The sequence below is a fragment of the Mesorhizobium shonense genome (genome assembly GCF_040545255.1).
Lineage (GTDB): Bacteria > Pseudomonadota > Alphaproteobacteria > Rhizobiales > Rhizobiaceae > Mesorhizobium > Mesorhizobium shonense.
In genome coordinates, this window is the sequence record NZ_JBEPLM010000016.1 from 90,544 (window position 1) to 117,463 (window position 26,920).

Sequence of the window (26,920 nt, forward strand, 5' to 3'; positions counted from 1 at the left end):
CTCCTTTTTCATTTTTCTTTCCTGGAGGACTAAAATGGTTGCCGAAGCGGAAGACACCGACGACGAAAGTTACGCGATCGATTGCCCTGTGCTCGCCACCGAGCGTCTGGTCATGCGCGCTCCGCGCGAGAGCGATCTCGAGCAACTGGTGGCTCTGGCCGACAACCGTCACGTCGCCGAAATGCTGGCCCGCATGCCGCATCCTTACGGCGAAGCCGAGGCCCGCGCCTTCCTCGCCATGGCCTCATCGCGCCGCGCCGGCATCGTCTATGCGCTGACGCTCGCCGGCACCGGCACCTTCGTCGGCTGCGCGGGGTTGAACACCACCGATCGCGGGCTGGAGCTGGGCTACTGGATCGGCGAGCCCTACTGGAAGCGCGGCTATGCGACGGAAGCCGCGCATGCGCTGGTCGACCTTGCCTTCCAGAAGACCTCGATCCAGGTGCTGCATGCCTCGACCAGGGTCATCAATCCGGCCTCGCGCCGCGTCATCCACAAGTGCGGCTTCCAGTATGCCGGCCAGGGCATGCTGAACTCGATCGTCGCCGGCCAGGTGCCGGTCGAGCGCTACCGCTTGGACAGGAAGACCTGGAACAGCCTGCGGAACTGGGTGCATTTTTGATGATTGGTTCAGAAGGCTGAGCAAGCGCCCCCTCACGCGGATTGCCAGCCGAATTGCGAAAAGCAATTCGGGGCAATCCGACCTCTCCCCAAGGAGAGAGGAGTTTGAGGCGCCGGCGCCAGCCTCTTCTCCCCTCGGGGAGAAGGTGGCCGCGAAGCGGCCGGATGAGGGGCGCTCTGCGCGGGTTGAGCTCAGCTCAACTCGGCCCAGACCGGCAGGTGATCCGACCCACGCGCCTGCCGGTCGACCCACAGGCGCCTCAGCGAGCCGGCGAGCGAAGCGCTGGTGAAGACATAGTCGATGCGTTTGTGTCGGTCGGCATCATCGGGGCGCTTGGGGTCGACCCAGGTGAACAGGCCGGAAACGTCGAGGCGCTGGGCGACGTCGACTGCGAGATCGGCGGTCAGCGGCATGCCGAACTCATGGTCCGGACGTCCGGCGAGTTCGACATATTCGGGCGATCCGGGCAGCATGTTGAAGTCGCCCATGACGATAAAGGCCTCCGGGTAGGGCAGGTCCGGCAGACCGATCTCGGGAATGCCGGAAAGGCCCCCGCCTTCCAGCGCATAGTTCAAGAGGCGCTGGCGCAGGAAACGGATCTGGCCCTGGCGCTCGACGGGGCTGCGGTGGTCGAGATGGGTGGAATAGAAGCGGATGAAACCGAGCGGCGTCTCGATCAGCGCCTCGAGCGCGCCGCGCTGGAAGTTCATCCTTTCCAGACTGCGGCTGCGCGGCAGAAGGAGATTGCGCGACAGATGAATGGGCGTCTTCGACAACACCATGTTGCCGAGCTGGAAGGTCCTGGTGACGGCGCGGCCGGCATCCAGGCGCGAGCCGATGTTGACCTCGAAATTGCTGCCATAGGCGGCAAAATAGTCAGGCAGCGCCTCGCCGATCTCGGCCACCATGTCGTGGTCGCCGTTGCGCGGGTTGTTGCGGGTCACCTCCTGCAAGGCGATGACATCGGCGCCGCGCACGGCGTCGGTAATGCGGCCGACATCGTACTGGCCGTCGAGGCCGATGCCGTACTGGATGTTGTAGGTGACGAGCTTCATTCCGGTACTCCAACACCAACGCAGAACCGCGAGAACCGGAAACGATCGTCGCGCGGGATCATTCGCAATCGGCCGGTGCCGGCGTGTTTCCCGCGTGCGCAAAAGCGTGTGCCAGCGCTTTCGTCGCAAAACAGCCTCGCCCTTGGCCCCGCCTTGGTTTAGAGCAATCGCGCAAAGCAATCAGCAGAAACCTCGAAAATCCGATGAAATTCCTCGACCAGGCCAAAGTTTACATCCGTTCCGGCGACGGCGGCGCCGGTTCGGTGTCGTTCCGACGCGAGAAGTTCATCGAATTCGGCGGGCCGGACGGCGGCGATGGCGGCCGCGGCGGCGATGTCTGGGCGGAAGCGGTCGACGGGCTGAACACGCTGATCGACTACCGCTACCAGCAGCATTTCAAGGCCAAGACCGGCATGCACGGCATGGGCCGCAACATGACCGGCGGCAAGGGCGCCGACATCACGCTGAAAGTGCCGGCCGGCACCCAGGTCTTTGCCGAGGACAATGAGACGCTGATCTGCGATTTGACCGTCGTCGGCCAGCGCTTCCTGCTCGCCAAAGGCGGCAATGGCGGCTTCGGCAACCAGCATTTCAAGACCTCGACCAACCAGGCGCCGCGCCGCGCCAATCCCGGACTGCCTGGCGAGGAGCTGAGCATCTGGCTCAGGCTCAAGCTGATCGCCGACGCCGGCCTTGTCGGCATGCCCAATGCAGGCAAGTCTACCTTCCTTGCCGCCGTCACCGCGGCGAAACCGAAGATCGCCGATTATCCGTTCACCACGCTCCATCCGGGCCTCGGCGTCGCCCGCATCGACGGTCGCGAATTCGTGCTGGCCGATATTCCCGGCCTGATCGAGGGCGCGCATGAGGGCGTCGGCATCGGCGACCGCTTCCTTGGCCATGTCGAGCGCACGCGCGTGCTCTTGCACCTGGTTTCGGCGCTGGAGGAGAATCCCGGCAAGGCCTACAAGACCGTGCGCGCCGAGCTCGAAGCCTATGGCCATGGGCTGGCCGAGAAGACCGAGATCGTCGCGCTTTCCCAAGTCGACATCCTCGACGCGGAGGCCCGCAAGAAGAAGGCGGCGTCGCTGAAGCGCGCAGCCGGCCGCGCGCCGATGTTGTTGTCAGCGGTCACCGGCGAAGGCGTCGAGGCTGTTCAGCGCGCGCTGATGGCGGTGGTCGCCGAAGCGCGCGACGCCGTTCCCGCTCCCGTCGACACGCGCTGGCAGCAAAGCCCATGAAATCGCTGAAGTCATACCGGCGCATCACGGTGAAGATCGGCTCGGCGCTGCTGGTCGACCGCGCCAGCGGCCTGAAGCGCGACTGGCTGACCTCTTTAGCCGACGACATCGCGGTGCTTGCCAATGCCGGTGCAGAGGTGATGGTCGTTTCGTCCGGCGCGATCGCGCTCGGCCGCACCATCCTCGGGCTCGGCAAGCGCGCGCTGAAGCTCGAGGAGAGCCAGGCCTCGGCCGCCGTCGGCCAGATCGCGCTTGCCGGGGCCTGGTCGGACGCGCTCGGCAAGGGCGGGCTGAAATCGGGTCAGATCCTCTTGACCCTCGGCGACACCGAGGAACGGCGCCGCTACCTCAATGCGCGCGCCACGATCTCGACGCTGCTCAAGATGAAGGCGGTGCCGGTCATCAACGAGAACGACACGGTGGCGACCTCCGAAATCCGCTATGGCGACAACGACCGGCTCGCCGCGCGGGTGGCGACCATGATGGGCGCCGATCTGCTGGTGCTGCTCTCCGATATCGACGGGCTTTACACTGCTCCCCCGGCCAAGGATCCGGGGGCAAAATTCATTCCGGTGGTCGACCGCATCACCCCCGACATCGAGGCAATGGCGGGGGCGGCGGCATCCGAATTGTCGCGCGGCGGCATGCGGACAAAGCTCGACGCCGGCAAGATCGCCAACGCCGCCGGCACGGCGATGATCATCACCGCTGGCACGCGGCTGTCGCCGCTGATGGCGATCGAGCGCGGCGAGCGCGCGACTTTCTTCAAGCCGAGCGCCAGTCCGGTGAAGGGCTATAAAACCTGGATCGCCGGGCAGCTCGAGCCGGCCGGCCGGCTGACCGTCGACGCCGGCGCCGTCGGCGCGCTGAAGTCGGGCAAGTCGCTGCTGCCGGCCGGCGTCAAGCTCGTCAGCGGCAACTTCTCGCGCGGCGACACGGTGGCGATCCTGTCGCCCGAGGGCCGCGAGATCGCGCGCGGCCTGGTTGCCTATGATGCCGCCGATGCCGTAAGGATCGCGGGCTTGAAGACGGCCGAGATCGAAAATGTGCTCGGCTATGAGGCACGCTCGGCGATGATCCATCGCGACGACCTTGTGGTGAGCCTTGCCGGCGACCACGTATTGGCCGACGACTAGAGCAATTCCAGGAAAAGTGTGACGCGGTTTTCCGTCCGGAATTGCGAAAAAACGAAGAGTGAGCGGAGGATGAAACATGCTGAAGCTGCATGAAAAATCCGGGGAAGATACGATAGCGCTGATGACCGATATCGGCCGCCGCGCCCGCGCCGCTGCCCGACCGTTGGCCGTCGCCGCGACCGCGGCCAAGAATGATGCTTTGGCCGCCATGGCCGACGCCATCCTCCGCAACGAGCAGGCGATCCTCGAGGCCAACGCCATCGACATGTCGAACGGTTCCGAGGCGGGGCTTTCGGCGTCCTTCATGGACCGGCTGAAGCTGACGCCGTCGCGCATCAAGGCGATGGCCGACGGCATCCGCGAGATCGCCGCGCTCGAGGACCCGGTCGGCGACGTCATTGCCGAATGGGATCGCCCGAACGGCCTTCATATCGAACGCGTGCGCACGCCGCTCGGCGTCATCGGCGTCATCTATGAAAGCCGGCCCAACGTGACGGCCGATGCCGGCGCGCTTTGCCTGAAAGCGGGAAATCCGGTGATCCTGCGCGGCGGCTCGGATTCGATCAATTCGTCGTCGGCGATCCATGCCTGCATGGCCGAGGGATTGAAGGCGGCGGGCCTCCCCGAGGATGCCATCCAGCTGGTGCCGACGACCGACCGCGCCGCCGTCGGCGAGATGCTCAAAGGCTTGAGCGGCAATCTCGACGTCATCATCCCGCGCGGGGGAAAAAGCCTCGTCGGGCGCGTGCAGAACGAGGCACGGGTGCCGGTCTTCGCCCATCTCGAAGGCGTCTGCCATCTCTATGTCGACCGCTCGGCGAAGCTCGACATGGCGGTCAAAATTGCGGTCAACGCCAAGATGCGGCGCACCGGGGTCTGCGGCGCGGCCGAGACGCTGCTGGTCGACCGCGCGGTCGCGTCCACCCATTTGGTGCCGATCCTCGAGGCGCTGCGCGCGGCCGGCTGCGAAGTTCATGCCGACAGCGAGGTGATGCAGGCTTTCTCGGACGCTAGCCCGGCGACCGATGCCGACTGGGTGACGGAATATCTCGACGCCATCATCGCGGTGAAGCTGGTCGACGGCGTCGCCGGCGCGATAGAGCATATCGAAACCTTCTCCTCGCACCATACCGAGGCGATCATCGCCGAGGATCAGCAAGCGGTCGAAAAATTCTTCAACGAGATCGATTCTGCGATCCTGCTGCACAACGCCTCGACGCAGTTCGCCGATGGCGGCGAGTTCGGCATGGGCGCCGAAATCGGCATAGCCACCGGCAAGATGCACGCGCGCGGGCCGGTCGGCGTCGAGCAGCTGACCTCGTTCAAATACCGCGTGCGCGGGTCGGGACAGGTGCGGCCTTGAAGCCGTTTGCCCCAAGGGCTTGAAGCTTGCGCCCAGGCACCCCCCTCTGTCCTGCCCGTCCTCCGCAGCAGCTGCGCTGCAGCTACGGAGGGTGGACCGGACATCTCCCCCACAAGGGCAGGGCAATCGCATATGGCGGTGCCAGCCCCCCACTCCGGCCGCTGCGCGGCCACCTCTCCCCCATGTCCATGGGGGAGAGGAAATCCGAGCCTTTCAAAGGCCGCGACCTTCGCGGTTGGCGTTTCCTCTCCCCCACGAATGTGGGGGAGAGGTGGCTCGGCGAAGCCGAGACGGAGTGGGGGAACGCCATATGCGATTGTCCTGCCCTCAGGGGGGGAGATCAGCTGGCATTTAGGGCTTCGCCAATCGCCGACGCTGCAAGATTTGCGCCTGCGAACGAACTCTCTCCCCTTGAGTGGGAGATGCCCGGTCTACCCTCCGTAGCTGCAGCGCAGCTGCTGCGGAGGACGGGCAGGGCAGAGGGGGGTGCCTAGCACATGCTTTCCCAGCCCGAGCTGCCCGTCCCCGCCCGATACCTCAAAATGCCGCATGCCGGGAAGGGCCTTGCCGTCGGCCTGTTCGGCGGCTCGTTCAATCCGCCGCATGCCGGCCATGCGCTGGTCGCCGAGATCGCGTTGAGAAGGCTGGCGCTCGATCAGCTCTGGTGGATCGTGACGCCCGGCAATCCGCTGAAGAGTGCCCGCGAGCTGGCGCCGCTTGCCGAGCGCATCGCGCTGTCGGAAAAGATCGCCCGCAATCCGAAGATCAAGGTCACCGCCTTCGAGGCGACGCATCACGTCCGCTACACTGCAGACACGCTGGCGATGGTCAAGGCCCGCAATCCCGGCGTCGACTTCGTCTGGATCATGGGCGCGGATAGTTTGCGCGATTTCCATCACTGGCAGCGCTGGCGCGAGATCGTGCTGACCTTCCCGATCGCGGTCATCGACCGCCCGGGCGCCACGCTCTCCTTCCTGTCGTCGGTCGTCGCGAAGACCTTCGATTATGCCCGCGTCGACGAGGGTGACGCGCCGCGGCTTGCCCGCATGCGGGCGCCGGCCTGGACCTTCATCCACGGCCCGCGCTCGTCGCTCTCTTCCACCGCGATCCGCAACGCGGCGAAGGGGTAGAGCTACCCCTTCTTCCACAAGGGGAGAAGGAGAAGGCGCGCCATGTCGCTTTTACAGCGGCCTTTCATTCGCCGATCAGCCAAGCTGGAGCCAGCATGCTCCAGCAGAACCAAGCCACGACCGATCCGGGCGCGCAATCGGCGCCGCTGATCGCCATTGCCAGCGTCATCGTGTCGATGGCGCTGATCGCGATCGGCAACGGGCTGATGTTCGCCTTCATTCCCGTGCGGCTCGGCGCCGACGGCTTCGATCCGACCTGGGCCGGACTGATCGTCACCGGCCTTTCGGCCGGCGGGCTTGCCGGCTGCATCCTGACCGGGCCTCTCGTCAAGAGAGTTGGCCATGCCCGCGCGTTCATGGTGCTTTCGGCGCTGATCGCGCTCTCCAACGTGGCGATCGGCGCCGGGCCGATGCCGCTGCTGTGGATCGCGGCGCGGGCGCTCTACGGCTTTGCCATCTGCGGCCTCTTCATCGTCGCGCAGAGCTGGCTCAACGACGCCTTGCCGAACGCCGTACGCGGCCGGGTGATGGCCGTGTTCTACGTCGCCTATATCGGCGGATTGGGCGTCGGCTATGCGACGCTCGCCGCAGTCGACATCCATACGGCGGCGGTGCCGCTGATCGGCATCGCCTTCACCGCGCTCTCGATCCTGCCGGTGGGCATGACGCGGCTTGCCCAGCCGCCCGCGCCGCAGGCGGCTTCAGTGGCGCTCGGTCAGGCCTGGAAGATCTCGCCGGTCGGCGTCGTCGGCATGCTGGCGGTGGGCGGGCTGTCGATGATCATTTCCGGTTTCGCGCCAATCCACGCCACGGCCAAGGGCTACAGCCAGGCGGATGTGGCGCTGCTTCTGTCGGCGATGCCGGTCGGCACGCTGATCCTGCAGATACCGCTCGGCTGGCTCTCGGACCGCACCGACCGGCGCTATGTGCTGGCGGGCGCGGCGGCGCTCGCGGTGATGGCGAGCCTGCTCGCCATCGCCTTCGACGGCGGCGCGCTGATGGCGCTGGTGGTGATCTATCTGATCTGGGACGGAGCCTCGGAATCGATCTATTCGCTGTCCAGCGCGCATGCCGCCGACCGCGCCAGGAAGGAAGAGCTGCTGGCGCTCTCGAGCTCGCTGCTCTTTGCCTGGTCGCTGTCCGGCTTCATCGTGCCCGGCATCGTGACGGTGCTTTCGGCCGTCTTCGGCACCGAAACCTTCATCTATGTCGGCATCACAATCGCTTCGGCGTTCTGCCTGTTCGTGCTGTGGCGCGTGTTTGCCGCGCGGCCAACGCCCGCCGCGGCCACCGGCAGCTTCGCGCCGATGTCGGCACAGACGCCGCTGCCGGTGGAGCTCGCTTTTGGGCCGGATGAACAGTCCCAAGAGAATTGAACCGGCTATTGCTTGCGGGCTCCCGGCGGCGGCGCCTCGGGCGGCGGCAGCGGGATCGAGATGCCCTCGCTGTCGAAGGCCTGCTTGGCGCGCTTGGTCATGTCGATCTGGGTGGCGAAGTAGTCCGCCGCCGACGTCCAGTAGCGCAAGGTCAGGGAAACCGTTGCTTCACCCAGGCTCGCCACGAAGGCGATCGGCGCGGGCTCTCGCCGGATGCGCCTCTCGGCACTGGCGGCGGCAAGCAGCGTCTTCTGTCCGCGGTCGATATCGTTCCACGACCCGATGCTGAGCGTGATGTCGGTGCGGCGGACACCATTGCGGGTGAAGTTGCGCACCGGCTGATTCCATAAAGTCGAATTGGGCGCCAGGATGTAGACGCCTTCGACGGTGCGCAGCTTGGTCGCGAACAGGCCGATCTCCTCGACCGTGCCGGCGACCGAGCCGACCTCGACGGATTCGCCGATGCGGAACGGCCGCAGCGCCAGGAGCATGATGCCGGCGGCGATGTTCTGCAGCGTGCCCTGCAGCGCCAGCCCGATGGCCAGACCGACGGCGCCGATGGCGGCGATGATGGAAGCGGTCTGCACGCCGAACTGGCCGAGCACCATGATGACGACGAGGATCAGGATGGCGTAGCGGACGATCTTCGAGAAGAAATGGCGAAGCGTCGCGTCGAAGCCGTGGATGTGGCCGAGGCCGGCGAAGATCGAGCGCTCGGCAAGGCCGGCGACGAAATAGCCGGCAATCAGAAGGATGACGGCGCCGACTGCCGAGAAGGAATAGGAAACGATGAGCGTAGAGAGCTGCGCAAGCCCGGCCTGGACGATGAGAAGTGCGTCTTGCGGGTCTGTCGGCATGGTGAAGTCCCCTTTGTCCGGTGAGCCGATAACCCGTGCGGCGGCCAGGAGTTCCGATCTTTCCAGCCTTCCTTGAGCAGGCGAGCGCCGATGCGCGACTTCCCCTGAAAGGACGCCCGTCTTGAAACTGCAATGGAACTCTGCCTATCTAAGTGGTGTCACCTGATTTGCGGGGTGATTTGGTTGTTCTTATTGGGAAAGGAAACACACTGAGAACAGCACTGCGGAAGAAGGCCGACATCGTGCCTTCGCCGGCCGGGATCAGCGGAAGCGATGCTGCCTCCCTCGCCATCAAGACAGTCCTTGCCAGTCTGGAAGACTCCAAGGCCGAAAACATCGTCTCAATCGACATCCAGGGTAAATCGAGCCTCGGCGACTATATGGTGATCGCGTCGGGCCGATCGCACCGTCATGTCTCGGCTGTCGCCGATCATCTCCTCAAGGCGCTCAAGGATGCCGGTCTCGGCATGGCGCGCGTCGAGGGGCTGGCCAGCGCCGACTGGGTTCTGATCGATTCGGGCGACATCATCGTCCATGTCTTCCGTCCCGAAGTCCGCGAATTCTACAATCTCGAAAAGATGTGGCAGGCGCCGGACCTCGAGGAAGAGACCTTGCACTGAGCCGTATCGCATGCCGTGACCGTTCCGGTCCGGTAGCGATCGACGGCTCGCCGAGGCGAGGATGAAGATTACCGTTCATGCCGTGGGCCGGATGAAGACCGGCCCCGAGAGAGAACTGGCCGGCCGCTATTTCGAGCGCTTCGCCAAAAGCGGGCCCGCGGTCGGGCTGGAATTTGCCGGCATCGTCGAGACCCCCGAGAGCCGCGGCCAGAGCGCCGACGAACGCCGCCGCGAGGAGGGCCAGAAGCTTGAGGCCCAGCTGCAGCAGGGCACCGTGCTCATCTTGCTCGACGAACGCGGCAAGTCGCTGTCCTCCGAGGATCTGGCGGCACGAATCGGCCAGTTGCGCGACGGCGGCCGCAAAGCGCTGGTCATCGCGATCGGCGGCGCCGACGGCCATGACAAATCCTTGCGCGAGGAGGCCGATCTGGTGCTGTCGTTCGGAGCGCTGACCTGGCCGCATCAGCTGGTTCGCGTCATGCTCGGCGAGCAGCTCTATCGCATCGCGACCATCCTGGCGGGGCATCCGTATCATCGATCGTGATACGGCGCCCGCACGAGGGCGGCTCCCAGGCTCTGTTTGCGTTGGCAGGTGGCCATGCATTGGAGATTGGCCGAAACGCCTATCCCTCGTCATTCTAGGGCGGAGCGGGAAGCGAAGCGTACCGCGCAGACCCTAGAATCCATTCCGTTACCTTCGCCAAGGAGTGCAACGGAGCAGAATTCTGCACCGCAGCAACGCTTTGAAGTCACGGAATGGATTCTATGGTCTGCGCGCGTCGCTTCGCTCCTTGCTCCGCCATAGAATGACGACGTTGGGGCGGCTTCAACCAATCCCCGCCGTTTGTGCTGATTTCACGAAAATGAACGGAAAATCTTGCACCAAGACAAACGGCAACCTTTCAAAATCCCTGTGTCGGGGAACTAGGAGACACGTATTCTCCGGATTTCCGCCCCAATGGCACTCCACATCATCCCAATGGTTGGGGCTCCTCCAACATGGTTGATGGTTCGTTAACGAAGCGGCGATTAGAGTCGAGGCCTGATGTCTGAAGGCTGGAATTCGAGAATGCGTGCCTGGCGCAGCCGCTGCGGCTTGACACTTGTCGCCGCGCTGATTGCGCTCGGGCCGGCCCAGGCGGTGGAAAACACGCTCGATCGCGCGCCCGATCCCGACCAGAGCCGGGCCGAATACGAGCAGGTTTCCAAGGAAATCACCTTGTCGTCCGAGCGGCTTGCCAAGCTTGCCGCCGACGTCGCGACGGTCAAGAAGGACCATGCCTCGATCAGCGCGGCGCTCATCCAGTCGGCCATGACCGCGCAGAAGCTCGGCCAGGACATCGAGGACATCGGCGCCAAGCTGGAAGGGCTGAAGGCGGAGGAAGAGAAGCTGCACGCCTCGCTCGTCGCGCGCCGCGACGTGCTCGCCGAAGTGCTTGGCGCTTTGCAGCGCATGGGGCTCAACCCGCCGCCGGCGATCCTGGTCAAGCCGGAGGACGCGCTGTCGTCGGTGCGCAGCGCCATCCTGCTCGGCGCCGTGGTGCCGGAATTGCGCCAGCAGACCGACAGGCTGCTCGCCGATCTCAAGGAACAGACCCGGGTGACCGCCTCGATCGAGGCCGAACGGGGGCGGCTCACCGCTGCCGTCACCGAGCAGACGGCGGAGAAGAAGCGGTTGACCATGCTGCTCGAGGCTAAGCGGAAGCTGCAGGCCGATACCGAAGCGGCACTCGCGGCCGAGCAGCAGCGCTCGCAGCAGCTGGCGGCCAAGGCCAGCAGCCTGAAGGACCTCATCGCCTCGCTCGAGGCCGACAAGGCGCGCAAGGCGGCCGAGCAGGCCAGCGCGGCCGAGCGGAAATCGGCGGATGGCGACAGAACGGCCTCCATGACCGAACCGGCCGCGCTGCCGGTGCCGGAGGGCAACCGTTTGACCGCTTCCGCCCCGTTCGCGGCGCTGCAGGGCCAGATCGCGCTGCCGGTCATCGGCAAGATCAAAAGGCGGTTCGGAACGGACGACGGCAATGGCGCCATGATGCAGGGTGACATGGTTGCGACACAATCGGGGGCCATCGTCACCGCGCCGGCGGACGGAAACGTGCTTTATGCGGGGCCGTTTCGCTCCTATGGTCAACTCTTGATCCTCAATGCCGGCGACGGGTATCATGTCGTCCTGGCGGGGATGAGCAGAATCAGCGTCGCGACCGGACAGTCGGTGCTCGCAGGAGAACCGGTCGGCGCGATGGGAGAGGCCCGGGTGGCGAGCACTTCGGCCTCGCAGAATGGAAATGCGACGCCGGAACTCTATGTTGAGTTCCGCAAGGATGGAAAACCCGTCGATCCGGCACCCTGGTGGGCGGACCGATTTTCTGGAAGGACGTGAAATGATGCGGAAATTGTCGCTTCTGTTTGCCGGCGCGCTGATGGGCGCATCGGCAATGAGCCTGGTCTACGGCGCACCCGGCTCGGCGGCGAATGCTGCGGGCTCCGAGACCTACAAGCAGCTGGCGATCTTCGGTGACATCTTCGAGCGCGTGCGCGCGCAATATGTGACGCCGCCGGACGACAAGTCGCTGGTCGAGAACGCCATCAACGGCATGCTCGCCTCGCTCGATCCGCACTCCTCCTACATGAACGCCGAGCAGGCGCAGGATATGCGCGTGCAGACCAAGGGCGAGTTCGGCGGCCTCGGCATCGAGGTCACCATGGAGAACGACCTGGTCAAGGTGATCACGCCGATCGACGACACGCCGGCCGCCAAGGCGGGCGTGCTTGCCGGCGACTATATCGCCAAGATCGACGGCGAAGAGGTGCGCGGCCTCACCCTCAACGACGCGGTCGAGAAGATGCGCGGCCCGGTCAACACGCCGATCAAGCTCACCATCCTGCGCCAGGGCGCCGACAAGCCGATCGAGCTGACGGTCGTGCGCGACATCATCAAGGTCAAGGCGGTCAAGTTCCGGGTCGAGAACGACGTCGGCTACATGAAGATCACCTCCTTCACCGAGAAGACCTACGACGATCTCGAGAACGCCATCGAGAACATCAAGAAGCAGGTGCCGAACGACAAGCTGAAGGGCTATGTGCTCGACCTGCGCCTCAATCCGGGCGGCCTGCTCGACCAGGCGGTCAGCGTGTCGGACGCCTTCCTGAAGCGCGGCGAGATCGTTTCGACCCGCGGCCGCGACCCGAAGGACGTCACCCGCTTCGACGCCAAGCCGAAGCAGAACGACGACATCGGCGGCAAGCCGCTGATCGTGCTGGTCAATGGCGGCTCGGCGAGCGCGTCCGAGATCGTCGCCGGCGCGCTGCAGGATCTGCGCCGCGCCACGGTGGTGGGCTCGCAGTCCTTCGGCAAGGGCTCGGTGCAGACCATCATCCCGCTCGGCGAGAATGGCGCGCTCAGGCTCACCACGGCGCTCTATTACACGCCGTCGGGCAAGTCGATCCAGGGCAAGGGCATCACGCCCGACATCAAGGTCGAGCAGCCGCTGCCGCCGGACCTGCAGGGCAGGGACCTGACCCGCGGCGAATCCGACCTCAAGGGCCACATCAAGGGTGCCGACGAGGGTGCAACCGGCTCGGGCTCGGCCGCCTATGTGCCGCCGGAGCCGAAGGACGACCTGCAGCTGATCTATGCCGAACAGCTGCTGCGTGGCCAAAAGACCGATCCGGCCTTCCCGCCGAACCCGGACAAGGCTGTGCTGAACCAGTAAAGGCGGGATTGACCGGAGCATATCGCTCTGGCCGACCGACCGAAGCGATGCGATGCTGCCGGGACCGCGAGGTTCCGGCAGTTTGATTCGGGGATGAGGCGCCGGGGCGCCGAGGGTTGAATTCGCTCGTGAGCGCTGACAATGCGGTCAGCCGCGCCACGGGCTTGGGGATGCGGCTTGGCTGACATCGGCAAGGATATCGAACGCCCGCTCGGACAGACGCTCCGGCCTCAGCGCCTTGCTTGGCGCGGCATCAGCGCCGGCACGCTTGGCGCGGCGGTCGCCATCCTCGCCGTGGTCGGCATTTCCGGTGCGATCGCATTGCGTGAAAAACCTTTCCGCAAGCCGGAAGAGATGGCCGTTTCGACGCCGAAGGTGACCGTGGCGCCAGCGCCAGCTCCGGCGCCGGCGCCGGCATCAGCATCGGCTGAAACGGCGCGGGCGAATCCCAATGCGAGCACGCCGATGAAGAGCGGCGGCCCGCAGATCATCCATGTCCAGACCGAAGACGGCGACGGTCCACCCAAAGCCGGGATCGTCATCCGCGACCCCTCCGCGCTCGGGCAGAATCTGAAGGTCGCGCATCTTCCGGACAGGGCGCTGATCGAGGCCAGCGAGGGCGGTCCGCTGCCGGTCCGCTCCGCCGACGGCAGGCGGCCGTTCGACGTCTATGCCCGGCCATGGTCGGGCGCGCGCGGCGCGCGCGTGGCGATCGTCATCGGCGGGCTCTCCGTCTCGCAGACCGGGACGCAGGCGGCGATCGCCAAACTGCCGCCCGAGGTGACGCTGGCGTTTGCCCCGCAGGGCAACAGCATCGACCGCTGGATGAAGGTGGCGCGGCAGAGCGGGCATGAGATCGTCATGCAGGTACCGCTTGAGCCGTTCGACTATCCGAACGTCAATCCGGGGCGCAACACGCTGACGGTCTCGGCAAGCCCGGACGAGAATCTGAAGAGCCTGCACTGGGCGCTGTCCAGGACGACCAATTATACCGGCGTCATGAACTATATGGGCGCGCGCTTCTCGGCCGACGCAAACGCGATGGGTCCGTTCATGGCCGAGCTCGGCAAGCGAGGGCTTGCCTATGTCGACGACGGCTCGTCCGCGCGAAGCCTGGCGCCCGAACTCGCGCTGAAGGACGGCGTGCCGTTCGTCGCCGGCGACATGGCGATCGACGCGGTGCAGGATCGCGGCGAAATCCTCAAGAAGCTGGACAGTCTGGAAGCCACGGCGCGGGCCAAGGGCAGTGCCGTCGGCATCGGCTCGGCTTTCGACATCACCGTCGACACGGTCACGTCCTGGGTCGCCGAGGCGAAGAAGCGCGGCATCGAGATCGTGCCGATTTCCGCTGTCGCCATCGACCCGCAGAAAGGCTAGAGCGGTTCACCGTTTCATGGAAACGAAGAACCGCTCTATCTGTTTGTTTTCAACGCAATTCCGGACGGAAAACCGTTTCGCACTTTTCCTGGAATTGCTCTAATCATCGGTCTCTCGCCGATACCGCAATCCAGGAATGTCCAAGAAAATGATCGATCCCGAGACGCTGCCCTATCGCCCCTGCGTCGGACTGATGATCTTGAACAGCGCCGGCCTGGTCTGGGTCGGACACCGCATCGCCGAGCCGGACAGCGAGTTTTCCGGCACCACGAAACTCTGGCAGATGCCGCAGGGCGGCATCGACAAGGGCGAGGAGCCGCTTAACGCGGCGGAGCGGGAGCTTTACGAGGAAACCGGCATGCGCAGCGTGTCGCTGCTTGCCGAGGCGCCGCACTGGATCAACTACGACCTGCCGCCGCATCTGGTCGGCGTCGCCTTCAAGGGGCGCTATCGCGGCCAGACGCAAAAATGGTTCGCCTATCGCTTCGAGGGCGACGAGAGCGAGATTGAGATCAACCCGCCGCCGGGCGGCCACAAGGCCGAATTCGATCAATGGGCGTGGCGGCCGATGCAGGAGCTGCCGGACCTCATCGTGCCGTTCAAGCGCAAGGTCTACGAACAGGTGGTGGCGGCCTTTCGGCATCTGGTTGGCTAGAAGCGTGGGCAGGCGTGCTTCCAACCAAATTCGGATAGCGAAGAGGTTGGCACCATAGTCGAGATCATGCTTTGTTGAGATGTGCCGCAGCCAAAGAGGCAAACATGAACGACGCGCGGCAAGCGCAGTTTAGCGGAGCGTCGGCGCTGCCCCTCATCGCCCTGCCGGGCACTTCTCCCAGTATAGTGACGGGGAGAAGGGGCTGGCCGCAGCCTCGGCGCCGTTCTTGCGACGTTGGTGACTGGCGAAATCGGCATCGACAGCGCCCCTCTCCCCGTCACTATACGGGCAGAGGATGCCGGCAGGCAGGTAAGGGGCAGCGCTGGGGTCGGCAAGCACGCGTCTCCGCAACAAGTGCAAAACAGTCTTCTTTTCCGGCGCGATTGCCTCGATGAGCGACGCCAGAGCCCCTTTGCCGCAAACGCCTGCCGCCGGTAGCTCGATGCCTAGCGAGGCAGCCGCCGGCGCGATCCTGACCATCGATCTCGGCGCCATCCGCGAGAATTACCGGCGGCTCAAAGCAAGGCTGGCGGGTGTGCGCTGCGCCGGCGTGCTCAAGGCCGACGGCTATGGTCTCGGCGCCGCGCAAGCGGCCTCGGCGCTGATCAAGGAAGGTTGCGACGTCTTCTTCGTCGCGCTGCTCGGCGAGGGCATCGCGCTGCGCAAGGTGCTTGGGCCAGGGCCTGACATCTTTGTCCTCAACGGGCTGCCGCCGGGCTCGGAATCGGAAGCGCTCGCGGCCGGGCTTCATCCCGTCATCAACAGCGCGGCTCAGCTGAAAGCGTGGCGCGAAGCGGCGCGAGCCGCCGGTCGAACGCTGCCGGCCGCCATCCAGGTCGACAGCGGCATGTCGCGGCTCGGCATGCCGCCGGCCGAAGTCGAGGCGCTCGCGAAGGATGCCTTCGACGGCATCGACATTAGGTTCGTGATGAGCCATCTCGCCTGCGCCGACGAGCCGCGCAATCCCGCCAACGAAGTGCAGCGGCTGGCGTTCGAACGGCTGCGCGCAATGCTGCCCGAGGCCCCGGCGTCGCTCGCCAATTCGTCGGGCATCTTTCTCGGATCGTCCTACCACTATGATCTCGCCCGGCCGGGCGCCGCGCTCTACGGCATCAATCCGACGCCGGGCGAGGCCAACCCCATGCTGCCGGTGGTACGGCTGCAGGCGAAGGTGGCGCAGACGCGAGAGGTCGAAGACGGCGCCGGCATCGGCTACGGCCATACCTATCATGCGCGGGGACCGCTCAGGCTGGCGACGATCTCGTTCGGCTATGCCGATGGCTGGCACCGGCGCGCCGCCTCGGCCGCCTGGTTCGAGGGCGTGCGCCTGCCTTTCGTCGGGCGGATATCGATGGATTCGATCATCCTCGACATTTCAGCGCTTCCGGCCGGCGGGCTGGGCGAGGGCGATCTCGTCGAGCTCATCGGCCCGTCGCAAAGCCTCGACGACGTGGCCGGCCATGCCGGCACCATCGGCTACGAGGTGCTTACCAGCCTGGGTGCGCGCTTTCACCGCCGCTATGTCGGGATCTGAGAGCTACTGCCTTGCTTGACAAGCCGGTGCTTCTCGGCAAGGCTCGGAACATGAGCAACCTCGCCCATAGCAGAACCTTCTTCAGGGTTTGCCCCATCGCGGGAGCGTAGCCCCGGCGCGGCCGCTTTGGCGGCCGCCGAGCCGGGGGCATTTGAATTCCTGACATCGTCATCGAGCCAGCCAGCCCCCTTGCGGCTACCGGCTCTTGTCCGCCGCCTTTGAACGGCGGCCGTCCGCGCATTCGTTCGTCGATGCGCCAGTCCATGAGGTTCGCCATGCATGCAACAACCCAATCGCGCCCCGGAAACCAGATCGTCGTCAGCGATGCGGATCACGACCGTTTGAGCGGCCTTGCCAGAGCCTTTCTCGAGCGCGCGCCTGAGATGGCCGAGGACCTGCTCGCCGAAATGGATCGCGCCAGGATCGCCGCCGAATCCGCCATGCCCGCCGACGTGGTGCGGATGGGCTCGACGGTGACGCTTCACGACGACGAAGGAAGCGTCCAGTGCGTCACCCTGGTCTACCCCGCCGAGGCCGACATCGCCGAGAAACGCATCTCGGTGCTGACGCCGCTCGGAACGGCGCTGATCGGCGCCCGTACCGGCCGGACGGTCTCCTGGCGAAGCCGCGACAGCCGGGTCCTTTCGGCAACCATTCATGCCGTCGAGCAAACGTCGTCGCGGAGAGCGCCATGACCCGGACCATGTATTGTCTCACAGCGAAGGATTTCGCGGTTCTCGAAGCGATGCTGATGCGCCGGCGCGCCTTTGCCGACGCGAGCGTGCCGATGCTCGAACGCAAGCTCGCCGAGAGCAGCATTGTCCCGGTCGGCATGATCGAGCCCGACGTGGCCACGCTGAACAGCCGGGTGATCTTCCGCGTCGATAATGGTCCAGTGGAGACGCGGACACTGGTGCTGGGCGACGCATCCGCTCCCGTCGGATCCAGCCTGCCGGTCGGCACCTGGCGCGGTCTCTGCCTGCTTGGCATGAGGACAGGTCAGTCGGCACTGATAAAGCGCCCCGACGGCAGCGGTGAGAGCATCCTTCTCGAGGATGTGGCCTACCAGCCGGAAGCCGCTCGGCGTGCAGCGCGGAACGTGGCGGCCGGACGGCGACCCCATGGCCTCAGGCTGGTCCACAGCGCCACAAGGCCCCTTGGCGGGGCCGGCAAAATCCGGCAGACAGAAGGCGACGATCCAGGCCCCTCGGCGGCATGATCGGCTTTGAGGGAGCATTAAATGAAAGTCCTGGTGCTGGGCGGCGGCGTGATCGGGATCACCACCGCCTACTTCCTTGCCGAGGCCGGCCATGAAGTCACGGTGATCGACCGGCAGCAAGGTGCTGCGCTGGAGACCAGCTTCGCCAATGCCGGCGAAGTGTCGCCGGGCTACGCCTCGCCATGGGCCGGGCCCGGTATCCCGGTGAAAGCCGTCAAATGGCTCTTGATGAAATACGGTCCGCTGGTGGTGCGCCCCGCCTTCGATCCGCATATGTGGACGTGGCTCATCAAGATGCTGCGCAACTGCACGGCCGAGCGCTATGCGCTGAACAAGTCGCGCATGGTGCCGGTCGCCGAATACAGCCGCGACACGCTGAAGGCGCTGCGTGCCGCGACAGGCATCACCTATGACGAGCGGTCCAAGGGCACGCTGCAGCTCTTCCGCAAGCAGAAGCAGCTCGACGGCACGGGCGGCGACGTCGAGGTGCTGAAGAAGTACGGCGTTCCCTACGAGATCCTCGATCGGGACGGCTGCATCGCGGCGGAGCCGGCGCTTGCCGGCGTGCGCGAAAAATTTGTCGGCGGCCTGAGACTCCCCGGCGACGAGACCGGCGACTGCAAGATGTTCACCGAGAAGCTCGCCGAGCTTTGCGCGGCGCGCGGCGTCACTTTCGAATACGGCACGACCATCCGGCGCGTCGTCAGGAACCGCAACCGCGTCGTCAATGTCGGCACCGACAAGGGCTGGCGGACGGCGGACGCCTATGTGATGGCGCTGGGCAGCTATTCGGCGCCTTTCATGCGCAAGCTGAAGCGGCCGATCCCGGTCTATCCGGTCAAGGGATATTCCATTACCGTGCCGATCACGAATGCCGAGGCGGCGCCGGTGTCGACCGTCATGGACGAGACCTACAAGGTGGCGATCACCAGGCTCGGCGATCGCATCCGCGTCGGCGGCACCGCTGAGATTTCGGGCTTCGATCTCCGCCTGCATGAATCGCGCCGCCGCACGCTCGAGCATTCCGTCGGCGACCTTTATCCGGGCGGCGGCGACCTCAAGGCGGCGACCTTCTGGTGCGGCTTGCGGCCGATGACGCCGGACGGGCCGCCGCTGGTCGGCCAGAGCGAATTGTCCAATCTCTATCTCAACACCGGCCACGGCACGCTGGGCTGGACCATGGCCTGCGGCTCGGCCAAGGTGCTTTCCGACATCATGTCCAACCGGGTGCCGGAGATCAACGCGCTCGATCTCAGCCCCGACCGGTATGTCAAGGCTTGACCTAGAAGGCCGATGCGGCCGACGACATCGATCCTGACGCTGGTGCCACACTCGCCGACTTTGTGGCAAGCGCAAGGCGGCATTGCACGCCGGTTGTGCTATCGTCGGCGCGGTGGGAAGGGTAGTGCGATGCGCGCTTTTGTTTTGGCTGGGGCGGCCGGATATTTGATCTGCGCCCCGGCACTTTCGGCGGACAAGACGGTTCACGACAAGGAGCACGGTTTTTCGCTGACCTATCCGGAGGAATGGACGAGCGAAACCACGTCCGGCGATACCATGCGGCTCAAGGTCAAATCCGGCGAAAAAGGACTGACCTGCCGGGTGTCGGAAAATCTCTACGATCCGACCGCCCCCGACAATCCGCCCGATCCCAGGGTCTTTGTCGAGAAGGACTGGTCGCCGGACAGCTGGCAGACGCTGATCGGCGCGGCCTTCGGCTCGGCCAATTTCAGCAATGACAGGCTGGCGCGATTCCCGGACGGCTATCCGGTGCGGATGGCCGACATGGATTTCCGGCTGGGCGACGGCAATGCCGGGTTCTATGGGCACGCCAAGATCGCGATTTCGATCCGCAGCGACCGCTACGGCTTCGTCACCTGCGGGCTCATGGGCAACAGCGCCGAGGAAACCGCCCAGATGTGGGCGCCGCTCGCCGACGAGGCCGAGAAGGTCGTGACTTCATTCGTGCTCGATCCGCCTTGAAGCGGATCTACACGAACAACCCCTTTTCCCGCTCCACCGCCTTGGTGATGAAATTGGCGACGAGCTGGACCCGGCGCAGCGGCCTCACCGATTCGTGATAGACCAGCCAGTAGGCGCGGCGGATGGGCGCCACGATGTCGACAGGCACGAGCTCGGGCATCGAGCGGGCGACGAAGGTGTGCAGGATGCCGATGCCGGCGCCTGAGCGCACCGCTTCCGCCTGGCCGAGCGCCGAGGAGATGGCGAAGCTCGAACGCCAGTCCGGGCTGAACTCGGCGGCATAGTCGAGCGAGGGGCTGACGATGAGATCGGGCACATAGCCGATCAGCGTATGCCGGCCGAGCTCGGCCGCCGTCCTGGGCAGGCCGTTGGCATCGGCATAGGCGCGGGAGGCGAATAGGCCGAGCGTGTAGTCGACCAGCTTTCCCGCCACCAATCGCCCCTCGGTCGGCCGCTCGACGGTTATCGCGATGTCGGCCTCGCGCCGCGACAGCGAGAAGGAGCGCGGCACCGGCACCAGCTGGATGGTCAACTCGCGGTGAAGCGCGGTCAGCTCGCCGAGCCGCTTGGCCAGGAAAGCGACGCCAAAACCGTCGGGCGCGCCGATGCGCACCGTGCCGGAGACGTCGTCGCCTTCGCCGGCGATGGTCGAGCGCGCGGCGATCATGTCGCTTTCCATGCGCTCGGCGATGTCGAGGAAGCGCTCGCCGGCGGGCGTCAGCTCGCTGCCGGTGGTCAGGCGGCGGAAAAGCTTCGTGCGCAGCGCTTCCTCGAGCGCCGCGATGCGGCGCGAGACGGTGGCATGGTTGAGCTCCAGGCGCTTGGCCGCGCCGAGGATCTGTCCGGCGCGCGCCACGGCAAGGAAGATGCGCACGTCATCCCAGTTCATGGGGATGGTCCGGATTAATGGCGGGCGCCGCGTTCCCGCCCACCCCCCTCTGGCCTGCCGGCCATCTCCCCCGCAAGGGGGGAGATTGGACGTCACGGCGGCTTTCGCCAATCGCCAACGTTCGAGGAGATGCGCCATCAAAGAAACTGCTAATCTCCCTCCTTGCGGGGGAGATGGCCGGCAGGCCAGAGGGGGGTGTGAAGGAATGCAACGTTCAATCCCTGTAGTGTGGAAGTCGCACCCTATCATTTGCGGCAATTAATGCACGCCCAATCGCCGCTATCTATTTTTTGCACAACGGTTGCGTTTTGGCTCGCGTTGCCATCGCCGCCGCAAAGGCGGACAATGCCTCATCACCAGAAAGGGAGAGAAACCATGATCGAATACGGTCATTTCATCGGCGGCAAGCATGTCGCCGGCACCAGCGGCCGCAAGCAGGACGTCATGCAGCCGATGGACGGCTCCGTGCGCGCCACGGTGGCGCTGGCCTCGGCGCAGGAATTGCGCGCCGCGGTCGAGAACGCCAAGGCCGCGCAGCTCAAATGGGGAGCCACCAACCCGCAGCGCCGCGTGCGCGTGCTGATGAAGTTCCTCGAACTGGTCCAGCGCGACTATGAAGAACTGGCCGACATCCTGGCGCGAGAGCACGGCAAGACGATTGCCGACGCGCGCGGCGACATCCAGCGCGGCCTCGAAGTCGTCGAGGTCTGCATCGGCGCGCCGCATATGATGAAGGGCGAGTTCACCGACGGCGCCGGCCCCGGCATCGACACCTATTCGATGCGCCAGCCGCTCGGCGTCGTCGCCGGCATCACGCCGTTCAACTTCCCGGCCATGATCCCGCTTTGGAAGATCGCGCCGGCGCTCGCCTGCGGCAACGCCTTCATACTGAAGCCGTCGGAGCGCGATCCGGGCGTGCCGCTGCGCATCGCGGAGCTGTTCATCGAGGCCGGCCTGCCGGAAGGCGTGCTGAACGTCGTCAACGGCGACAAGGAAGTGGTCGACGCAATCCTCGACGATCCGGACATCAAGGCCGTAGGCTTCGTCGGCTCGACGCCGATCGCGCAGTACATCTATGCGCGCGGCTGCGCGTCCGGCAAGCGCGTGCAGTGCTTCGGCGGCGCCAAGAACCACATGATCATCATGCCCGATGCCGACATGGACCAGACGGTCGACGCCCTGATCGGCGCCGGCTACGGCTCGGCCGGCGAGCGCTGCATGGCGATCTCGGTCGCCGTGCCGGTCGGCAACGACACCGCCAACCGGCTGATGGAAAAGCTGGTGCCGCGCGTCGAAAGCTTGAAGGTCGGTCCGTCGACGGATTCTTCCGCCGATTTCGGCCCGCTGGTGACGCGCCAAGCGCTGGAGCGCGTCAAAGGCTATGTCGATCTCGGCATCAAGGAAGGCGCCAAGCTGGTCGTCGACGGCCGCGGCTTCACGATGCAGGGCTATGAGGACGGCTACTATATGGGTGGCTGCCTGTTCGACAACGTGACCGCCGACATGCGCATCTACAAGGAAGAGATTTTTGGGCCGGTGCTCTCGGTGGTGCGCGCGCCGCGTTACGAGGATGCGATCAAGCTCGCCAACGACCATGAGATGGGCAACGGCGTCGCCATCTTCACCCGCGACGGCGACGCCGCGCGCGACTTCGCCTCGCGCGTCCAGGTCGGCATGGTCGGCGTCAACGTGCCGATCCCGGTTCCGATCGCCTACTACACCTTCGGCGGCTGGAAGGCGTCGTCCTTCGGCGATCTCAACCAGCACGGCCCGGATGCGTTCCGCTTCTACACCAAGACCAAGACGGTCACCTCGCGCTGGCCGTCCGGCATCAAGGACGGCGCCGAGTTCGTCATTCCGACGATGAACTGACCAGTCGAAAGGTCGTACAGGTAGGCCCGGGCAACGCCCGGGCCTTACTGCATTTGGAAAGGACATCACGCATAGGCGATGGAACCAACAGGCTACCATTCGTCTTAAATTGCATCCCTGCCAAGATGCAGGCCAATCAAACAGCGCCGGTAGCAGCCGGGGTTCTCGTCTGGCGCGAGGAGGTGTCAGATGGCACGATTTCTTATGGCGACGACGTTCCTTGCGGCGGCTGCAGTGTTTGGCGGCGCCGTCCAGGCCAATGCGGCCGCGCAGTGCGCACCGCGCGCCGACATCATCAAGGCGCTCGGCGACCAGTTCCACGAAAGCGAAGCGGGGCGCGGACTGATCAATCCGAACGTCGTGCTCGAGATTTTTGTGTCCGACCGGGGCAGCTGGACCGTGCTTGCCTCCGACACCAAGGGGCAAAGCTGCATTCTTTCGGTGGGCGAAGGCTGGGACAGCCCTTCAATCACGGCAGCCATGCCGGGTGCCTGAACACCCAAACGGCCTGGTCGAACGCCCTGCCACGCGCTGAGCGAAGGCCGACCCAGGCGCTCCCCATAACGCCCGCTTGTTTGCAGGGTGGAGGTTCACCATATCGAATCCAGGGAGTCATGATCTCCCTGCGACAGACCGGAAACCAGAAGGAGTGACGCGATGAAGACGTCCAATCCGGCCTGGAGCGTTCCGGTACACTGAGGCGGCCGAATGTGCCTCCCTTGCCGGAATGCGAAGGCAATGGAGGTGCCCTATGGCACGCATATTTTCGTATCGATCGATCAAGCTGGCGGCTGTCGGCGCCGTGATGGCGCTGCCGGCATTCCCCGCGCGGGCGCAAGTCATCTGCGGCGGCCATGACTATCTGGTCGCGAGGCTGGCGGAGGCATTCGAGGAGAAGCGGCTCGGCTATGGCGTGGCCGGAGAAGTCGCGATCTTCGAGGTGTTTGTGTCGGCGAGCGGAACCTGGACCATCCTGATGACCGACGTTAAGGGCCAAGCCTGCATCCTGGCGGCCGGTGACGGATGGGAAGACACGCTGGCCACCGCGGTTGGGCAGCCGGGCGGCTGAATGCAATTCGCGGAAAAGCGTGCAACGGTTTTCCGTCCGGAATTGCGTAGATAATAACGGGGAGTTCGGCGAGGGCTGAACCGATCCGATCAGCGCGTCGCGGCCACCTCGGCGTGGCCGCGCAGCAGCGCCATCAGCTTCTTGGCATCCTTGGCAGCGGCTTCCTCGTCGCCGTCGAGGATCGAGCGGATCAGCGCGACATGGTGCTCGGCCGATTCGGCGAGCCCGGTATCGGCCTTGTAGCGGAACCAGAAGCGGCGGCTGTGCGTCTGCAAGGGCGCCGCCACGCGCGCCGCGAAGGGATTGTCGGCGGCGATCGCCAGCGCCTCGTCGAGTTGCTTGTCGGCCTGGATGAAGGCAAGCACGTTGCCGGAGATCACCGCCTTCTGCATGGCAAGGGCCGCCTCGTGAAACAGGTCCGCGGCCTCGCGGGTGACGAAGCGGGCGGCGGAGCGGGCGAGCACCACCTCGACGCCACGCCTTGCGTCGATGACGCGCAGCCAGTCGCCGGGGTGAAGCGGCGCGACCGCGATGCCCGCGCGGGGTCTGATGTCGAGAAGTCCTTCCCAGGCCAGCCTCTGGATCGCCTCGCGCACAGGGGTGCGCCCGAGACCCAGCCGCTCGATCAGTGCGCCTTCGGTGACGAAGCTCGCCGGCGCCAGCTCAAGGGTTACGATCATGTGCTCCAGCGCGCGATAGGCCTTGGTCGCCGCCGGTTCGAAGGTCGTGTTGGTCTCGATGGATATCAGTGGGGAGATCAATGACTGGCTCCTGATATATTTTTCATATATCATAAGGGATTCAGCGTTGACAGGCCAACACTTAATAGATATACGACTGATATATCAGATGGAGACAGCCATGTGGGCCGGAGTTTTCCCCGCAGTCACGACCAAATTCACCACCGACGACCGCCTCGATCATGCCGAGATGGAGCGCTGCTTTGGCTTGCAGATGGAGGCCGGCTGCGACGGTATCATCGTCTGCGGCTCGCTCGGCGAAGGGCCGATGCTGTCCTTCGACGAGAAGATCGAGGTGCTGAAGACAGCGCAGAGGGCCGCCGGCGGCAAGCCGGTGCTCTTAACCGTCAATGAGCCAGGCACGCGCGAGGCGGCAAGCATCGCGCGCCGCGCCGCCAAGGAAGGCGCCGACGGCCTGATGGTGGTGCCGAGCCCGATCTACCACACCGACCCGCAAGAGACGGTGGCGGCACTTCGCGCCGTCGCCGAAGCCGGCGACCTGCCGGTCATGATCTACTCCAACCGGCTCGCCTATCGCGTCGACGTCACCGTCGACCTGATGGAGGAACTGGCGTCGGACAAGCGATTCGTCGCCATCAAGGAATCGTCCGACGACATCCGCCGGTCGACCGAGATCATCAACCGCCTCGGCGACCGCTATGATCTCTTCACCGGCGTCGACAACCTCGCCTTCGAGGCGCTGTCGGTCGGCGCCATCGGCTGGGTGGCCGGCCTCGTCACCGCCTTCCCGCGCGAGACCGTCGCCATCTACCAGCTGATGAGAAAGGGCCGCCGCGAGGAGGCGCTGAAGATCTACCGCTGGTTCCGGCCTTTGCTCGACCTCGATGTCTCGACCTATCTGGTCCAAAACATCAAGCTTGCTGAAGTGCTGGCGATCGATACCAATGACCGCGTGCGCATGCCGCGCCGGCCGCTGTCGGGCGAGCGCCGCAAGGCGGTGGAAAAGATCGTCAAGGATGCGCTGGCCGTGCGGCCGGAACTGCCGGCGTTTTGAAGGTGACAATGTCGCAGACCCCCTCATCCGGCCGCTTCGCGGCCACCTTCTCCCCGAGGGGAGAAGAGGTCGCTAACGCTGGCGCCAGCCTCTTCTCCCCACCGGGGAGAAGGTGGCCCGAAGGGCCGGATGAGGGGGCCTCAATGCAAGGCGCGGAGCGAGGCGGAGACATGCGGCGCGGCATGCACCCATGACAAGCGATACTTCGATCGACATCGCCATCATCGGCGGCGGCATCATCGGCATCTGCGCTGCCACATACCTCGCCGAGGCTGGCCGCAGCGTCACCGTCTTCGACCGCACCGGCATCTGCGAGGAGACGAGCTCCGGCAACGCCGCCGCCTTTGCTTTCTCCGACGTGCTGCCGCTGGCGCATAAGGGGATGATCAGGCAGCTGCCGAAATGGCTTGCCGACCCGCTTGGGCCTTTGGCCGTTCCGCCGGCCTATCTGCCCAGCCTCCTGCCCTGGCTGATCCGCTTCTGGCGCGCCGGCGCCGCCAAGCACTACGAGGCGAGCGTCGCGGCGCAGGCAGGCATGATGAAGCTTGCAGAAGCCGAATGGATGGGCCTGCTCGACCGCTCAGGCACGAGACCGATGCTGCGCGAGGACGGCTCGCTCGAGCTCTACGAAAGCGAAGCCGAGTTCCGCGCCTCGCTGCCGGGCTGGGCGGAGCGTGAGCGCTTCGGCATCGGCTTTCGCCATGTCGAGGGCGAGGAGATGGCCAGCTTGCAGCCCGGCCTGTCACCGCGCTTCGTCAAGGGCACCTTCGTGCCGGGCTGGAAGACGGTCGCCGATCCGAAGCTGCTCGGCAAGGCGGTCTGGGCCTATGCGGAGAAGCTCGGCGCTCGGTTCGAGCATGCGCGGATCGAGCGTATCGAGGCTGGAACAAACGGCGCCACGATCATGCTCGCCGACGGCACGACGCGGAAGGCGAAGCAGCTCGTCGTCACCGCCGGCGCCTGGTCGCATCTTCTGGCCAAGAATCTCGGCGACCGCATCCCTCTGGAAACCGAGCGCGGCTACAACACGACGCTGCCGATCTCGGCCTTCGACGTGAAGCGGCAATTGATATTTTCCGGGCATGGCTTCGTCATCACGCCGCTGGAAACCGGACTGCGCGTCGGCGGCGCCGTCGAACTCGGCGGCATCGAGCGGCCGCCGAATTTCCGGCGCTCGAAGGCGATGCTGGAAAAAGCAAAACGCTTCCTGCCGGGGCTCGATCCGTCGGGCGGCCGCGAATGGATGGGTTTTCGCCCCTCGCTGCCGGATTCGCTGCCGGTCATTGGAGCCGCGCGGGCGCCGGGCGTCTTCTACGCTTTCGGCCACGGCCATCTCGGTCTCACCCAGGCGGCGGCGACCGGCCGCTTGATCCGCGATCTCGTTCTCGGGCAGAATCCGCCGCTCGATCTCACTCCATTCCGTCCGCAACGGTTCTGACACCCGCGGATTGTGA

At 65.4% G+C, this 26,920-nt stretch carries 26 protein-coding genes; 22 read left to right on the forward strand and 4 right to left on the reverse strand.

Annotation, left to right across the window (positions count from 1 at the left end; all coding sequences use genetic code 11):
- The first annotated feature begins 34 nt into the window (after positions 1 to 34).
- Positions 35 to 622, forward strand: coding sequence for a GNAT family N-acetyltransferase (locus ABID26_RS29890; RefSeq protein WP_189521423.1), 588 nt, complete (start codon positions 35 to 37; stop codon positions 620 to 622).
- A gap of 191 nt (positions 623 to 813) precedes the next feature.
- On the opposite strand, the gene ABID26_RS29895 is transcribed toward ABID26_RS29890, so the two are convergent.
- The gene (locus ABID26_RS29895; RefSeq protein ID WP_126097382.1) at positions 814 to 1,677 is read right to left on the reverse strand and encodes an endonuclease/exonuclease/phosphatase family protein; all 864 of its coding nucleotides are present in this window, start codon (positions 1,675 to 1,677) and stop codon (positions 814 to 816) included.
- 203 nt (positions 1,678 to 1,880) lie between these two features.
- Here ABID26_RS29895 and obgE point away from each other — a divergent pair, with 203 nt between their 5' ends.
- The 5 genes from obgE to ABID26_RS29920 all read left to right on the forward strand — a co-directional run bounded on the left by obgE (position 1,881) and on the right by ABID26_RS29920 (position 7,923).
- Entirely contained in the window at positions 1,881 to 2,918 is a 1,038-nt protein-coding gene (gene obgE, locus ABID26_RS29900; RefSeq protein ID WP_126097383.1) for a GTPase ObgE, read from the forward strand.
- Complete coding sequence (gene proB, locus ABID26_RS29905) at positions 2,915 to 4,054, forward strand: glutamate 5-kinase (protein ID WP_126097384.1); 1,140 nt, start codon at positions 2,915 to 2,917, stop codon at positions 4,052 to 4,054. Before obgE ends, proB begins: the two co-directional genes overlap by 4 nt.
- A gap of 76 nt (positions 4,055 to 4,130) precedes the next feature.
- Positions 4,131 to 5,417: a glutamate-5-semialdehyde dehydrogenase gene (locus ABID26_RS29910; RefSeq protein WP_126097385.1), complete on the forward strand. Its 1,287-nt coding sequence runs from the start codon at positions 4,131 to 4,133 to the stop codon at positions 5,415 to 5,417.
- A 542-nt stretch (positions 5,418 to 5,959) separates the two neighbouring features.
- A complete protein-coding gene (locus tag ABID26_RS29915) occupies positions 5,960 to 6,547 on the forward strand; it encodes a nicotinate-nucleotide adenylyltransferase (RefSeq protein ID WP_126097386.1) in 588 nt (195 codons plus the stop codon).
- A 95-nt stretch (positions 6,548 to 6,642) separates the two neighbouring features.
- Entirely contained in the window at positions 6,643 to 7,923 is a 1,281-nt protein-coding gene (locus tag ABID26_RS29920) for an MFS transporter (protein WP_126097387.1), read from the forward strand.
- Positions 7,924 to 7,928: 5 nt separating this feature from the next.
- On the opposite strand, the gene ABID26_RS29925 is transcribed toward ABID26_RS29920, so the two are convergent.
- Entirely contained in the window at positions 7,929 to 8,780 is an 852-nt protein-coding gene (locus ABID26_RS29925; RefSeq protein WP_126097388.1) for a mechanosensitive ion channel family protein, read from the reverse strand.
- A gap of 242 nt (positions 8,781 to 9,022) precedes the next feature.
- Here ABID26_RS29925 and rsfS point away from each other — a divergent pair, with 242 nt between their 5' ends.
- From rsfS to ABID26_RS29980, 11 genes are all read left to right on the forward strand, one after another.
- Entirely contained in the window at positions 9,023 to 9,400 is a 378-nt protein-coding gene (gene rsfS, locus ABID26_RS29930) for a ribosome silencing factor (RefSeq protein ID WP_126091382.1), read from the forward strand.
- A 61-nt stretch (positions 9,401 to 9,461) separates the two neighbouring features.
- Positions 9,462 to 9,944, forward strand: coding sequence for a 23S rRNA (pseudouridine(1915)-N(3))-methyltransferase RlmH (rlmH, locus tag ABID26_RS29935; protein WP_126097389.1), 483 nt, complete (start codon positions 9,462 to 9,464; stop codon positions 9,942 to 9,944).
- A gap of 501 nt (positions 9,945 to 10,445) precedes the next feature.
- Entirely contained in the window at positions 10,446 to 11,780 is a 1,335-nt protein-coding gene (locus tag ABID26_RS29940; protein ID WP_126097390.1) for a murein hydrolase activator EnvC family protein, read from the forward strand.
- Position 11,781: 1 nt separating this feature from the next.
- Positions 11,782 to 13,113 carry a S41 family peptidase gene (locus ABID26_RS29945; protein ID WP_189521424.1) on the forward strand — a complete coding sequence of 444 codons (1,332 nt, stop codon included), beginning with the start codon at positions 11,782 to 11,784 and terminating at the stop codon, positions 13,111 to 13,113.
- Between the two features lie 177 nt (positions 13,114 to 13,290).
- Positions 13,291 to 14,490: a divergent polysaccharide deacetylase family protein gene (locus ABID26_RS29950; protein ID WP_126097391.1), complete on the forward strand. Its 1,200-nt coding sequence runs from the start codon at positions 13,291 to 13,293 to the stop codon at positions 14,488 to 14,490.
- Positions 14,491 to 14,626: 136 nt separating this feature from the next.
- The gene (locus ABID26_RS29955) at positions 14,627 to 15,145 is read left to right on the forward strand and encodes an RNA pyrophosphohydrolase (protein ID WP_292345057.1); all 519 of its coding nucleotides are present in this window, start codon (positions 14,627 to 14,629) and stop codon (positions 15,143 to 15,145) included.
- 391 nt (positions 15,146 to 15,536) lie between these two features.
- Positions 15,537 to 16,679: an alanine racemase gene (gene alr / locus ABID26_RS29960; protein ID WP_126097393.1), complete on the forward strand. Its 1,143-nt coding sequence runs from the start codon at positions 15,537 to 15,539 to the stop codon at positions 16,677 to 16,679.
- Between the two features lie 275 nt (positions 16,680 to 16,954).
- The gene (gene rnk, locus ABID26_RS29965; protein WP_126097394.1) at positions 16,955 to 17,374 is read left to right on the forward strand and encodes a nucleoside diphosphate kinase regulator; all 420 of its coding nucleotides are present in this window, start codon (positions 16,955 to 16,957) and stop codon (positions 17,372 to 17,374) included.
- Entirely contained in the window at positions 17,371 to 17,898 is a 528-nt protein-coding gene (locus ABID26_RS29970) for a nucleoside-diphosphate kinase (protein ID WP_126097395.1), read from the forward strand. The genes rnk and ABID26_RS29970 overlap by 4 nt, the downstream gene beginning before the upstream one ends.
- A gap of 21 nt (positions 17,899 to 17,919) precedes the next feature.
- Positions 17,920 to 19,179 (forward strand): D-amino acid dehydrogenase, encoded by a 1,260-nt coding sequence (locus tag ABID26_RS29975; protein ID WP_126097396.1) that lies wholly within the window; start codon positions 17,920 to 17,922, stop codon positions 19,177 to 19,179.
- 129 nt (positions 19,180 to 19,308) lie between these two features.
- Positions 19,309 to 19,881 (forward strand): hypothetical protein, encoded by a 573-nt coding sequence (locus tag ABID26_RS29980; RefSeq protein WP_126097397.1) that lies wholly within the window; start codon positions 19,309 to 19,311, stop codon positions 19,879 to 19,881.
- Positions 19,882 to 19,888: 7 nt separating this feature from the next.
- Here ABID26_RS29980 and ABID26_RS29985 read toward each other — a convergent pair whose 3' ends face one another.
- Positions 19,889 to 20,770, reverse strand: a complete 882-nt coding sequence (locus ABID26_RS29985; protein WP_126097398.1) for a LysR family transcriptional regulator — start codon at positions 20,768 to 20,770, stop codon at positions 19,889 to 19,891.
- A gap of 375 nt (positions 20,771 to 21,145) precedes the next feature.
- Between ABID26_RS29985 and ABID26_RS29990 the strand changes: the two genes are divergently transcribed.
- From ABID26_RS29990 to ABID26_RS30000, 3 genes are all read left to right on the forward strand, one after another.
- Entirely contained in the window at positions 21,146 to 22,642 is a 1,497-nt protein-coding gene (locus tag ABID26_RS29990) for a CoA-acylating methylmalonate-semialdehyde dehydrogenase (RefSeq protein WP_126097399.1), read from the forward strand.
- A 189-nt stretch (positions 22,643 to 22,831) separates the two neighbouring features.
- The gene (locus tag ABID26_RS29995; protein WP_126097400.1) at positions 22,832 to 23,137 is read left to right on the forward strand and encodes a hypothetical protein; all 306 of its coding nucleotides are present in this window, start codon (positions 22,832 to 22,834) and stop codon (positions 23,135 to 23,137) included.
- A 256-nt stretch (positions 23,138 to 23,393) separates the two neighbouring features.
- Positions 23,394 to 23,711, forward strand: a complete 318-nt coding sequence (locus tag ABID26_RS30000; RefSeq protein ID WP_189521425.1) for a hypothetical protein — start codon at positions 23,394 to 23,396, stop codon at positions 23,709 to 23,711.
- A gap of 89 nt (positions 23,712 to 23,800) precedes the next feature.
- Here ABID26_RS30000 and ABID26_RS30005 read toward each other — a convergent pair whose 3' ends face one another.
- Positions 23,801 to 24,505: a GntR family transcriptional regulator gene (locus ABID26_RS30005; RefSeq protein ID WP_292304839.1), complete on the reverse strand. Its 705-nt coding sequence runs from the start codon at positions 24,503 to 24,505 to the stop codon at positions 23,801 to 23,803.
- Positions 24,506 to 24,572: 67 nt separating this feature from the next.
- Between ABID26_RS30005 and ABID26_RS30010 the strand changes: the two genes are divergently transcribed.
- Together ABID26_RS30010 and ABID26_RS30015 are read left to right on the forward strand one after the other, a co-directional pair.
- Complete coding sequence (locus ABID26_RS30010) at positions 24,573 to 25,466, forward strand: dihydrodipicolinate synthase family protein (protein WP_126097401.1); 894 nt, start codon at positions 24,573 to 24,575, stop codon at positions 25,464 to 25,466.
- A gap of 190 nt (positions 25,467 to 25,656) precedes the next feature.
- A complete protein-coding gene (locus ABID26_RS30015) occupies positions 25,657 to 26,904 on the forward strand; it encodes an NAD(P)/FAD-dependent oxidoreductase (RefSeq protein WP_189521426.1) in 1,248 nt (415 codons plus the stop codon).
- The last annotated feature ends 16 nt before the right edge of the window (positions 26,905 to 26,920 follow it).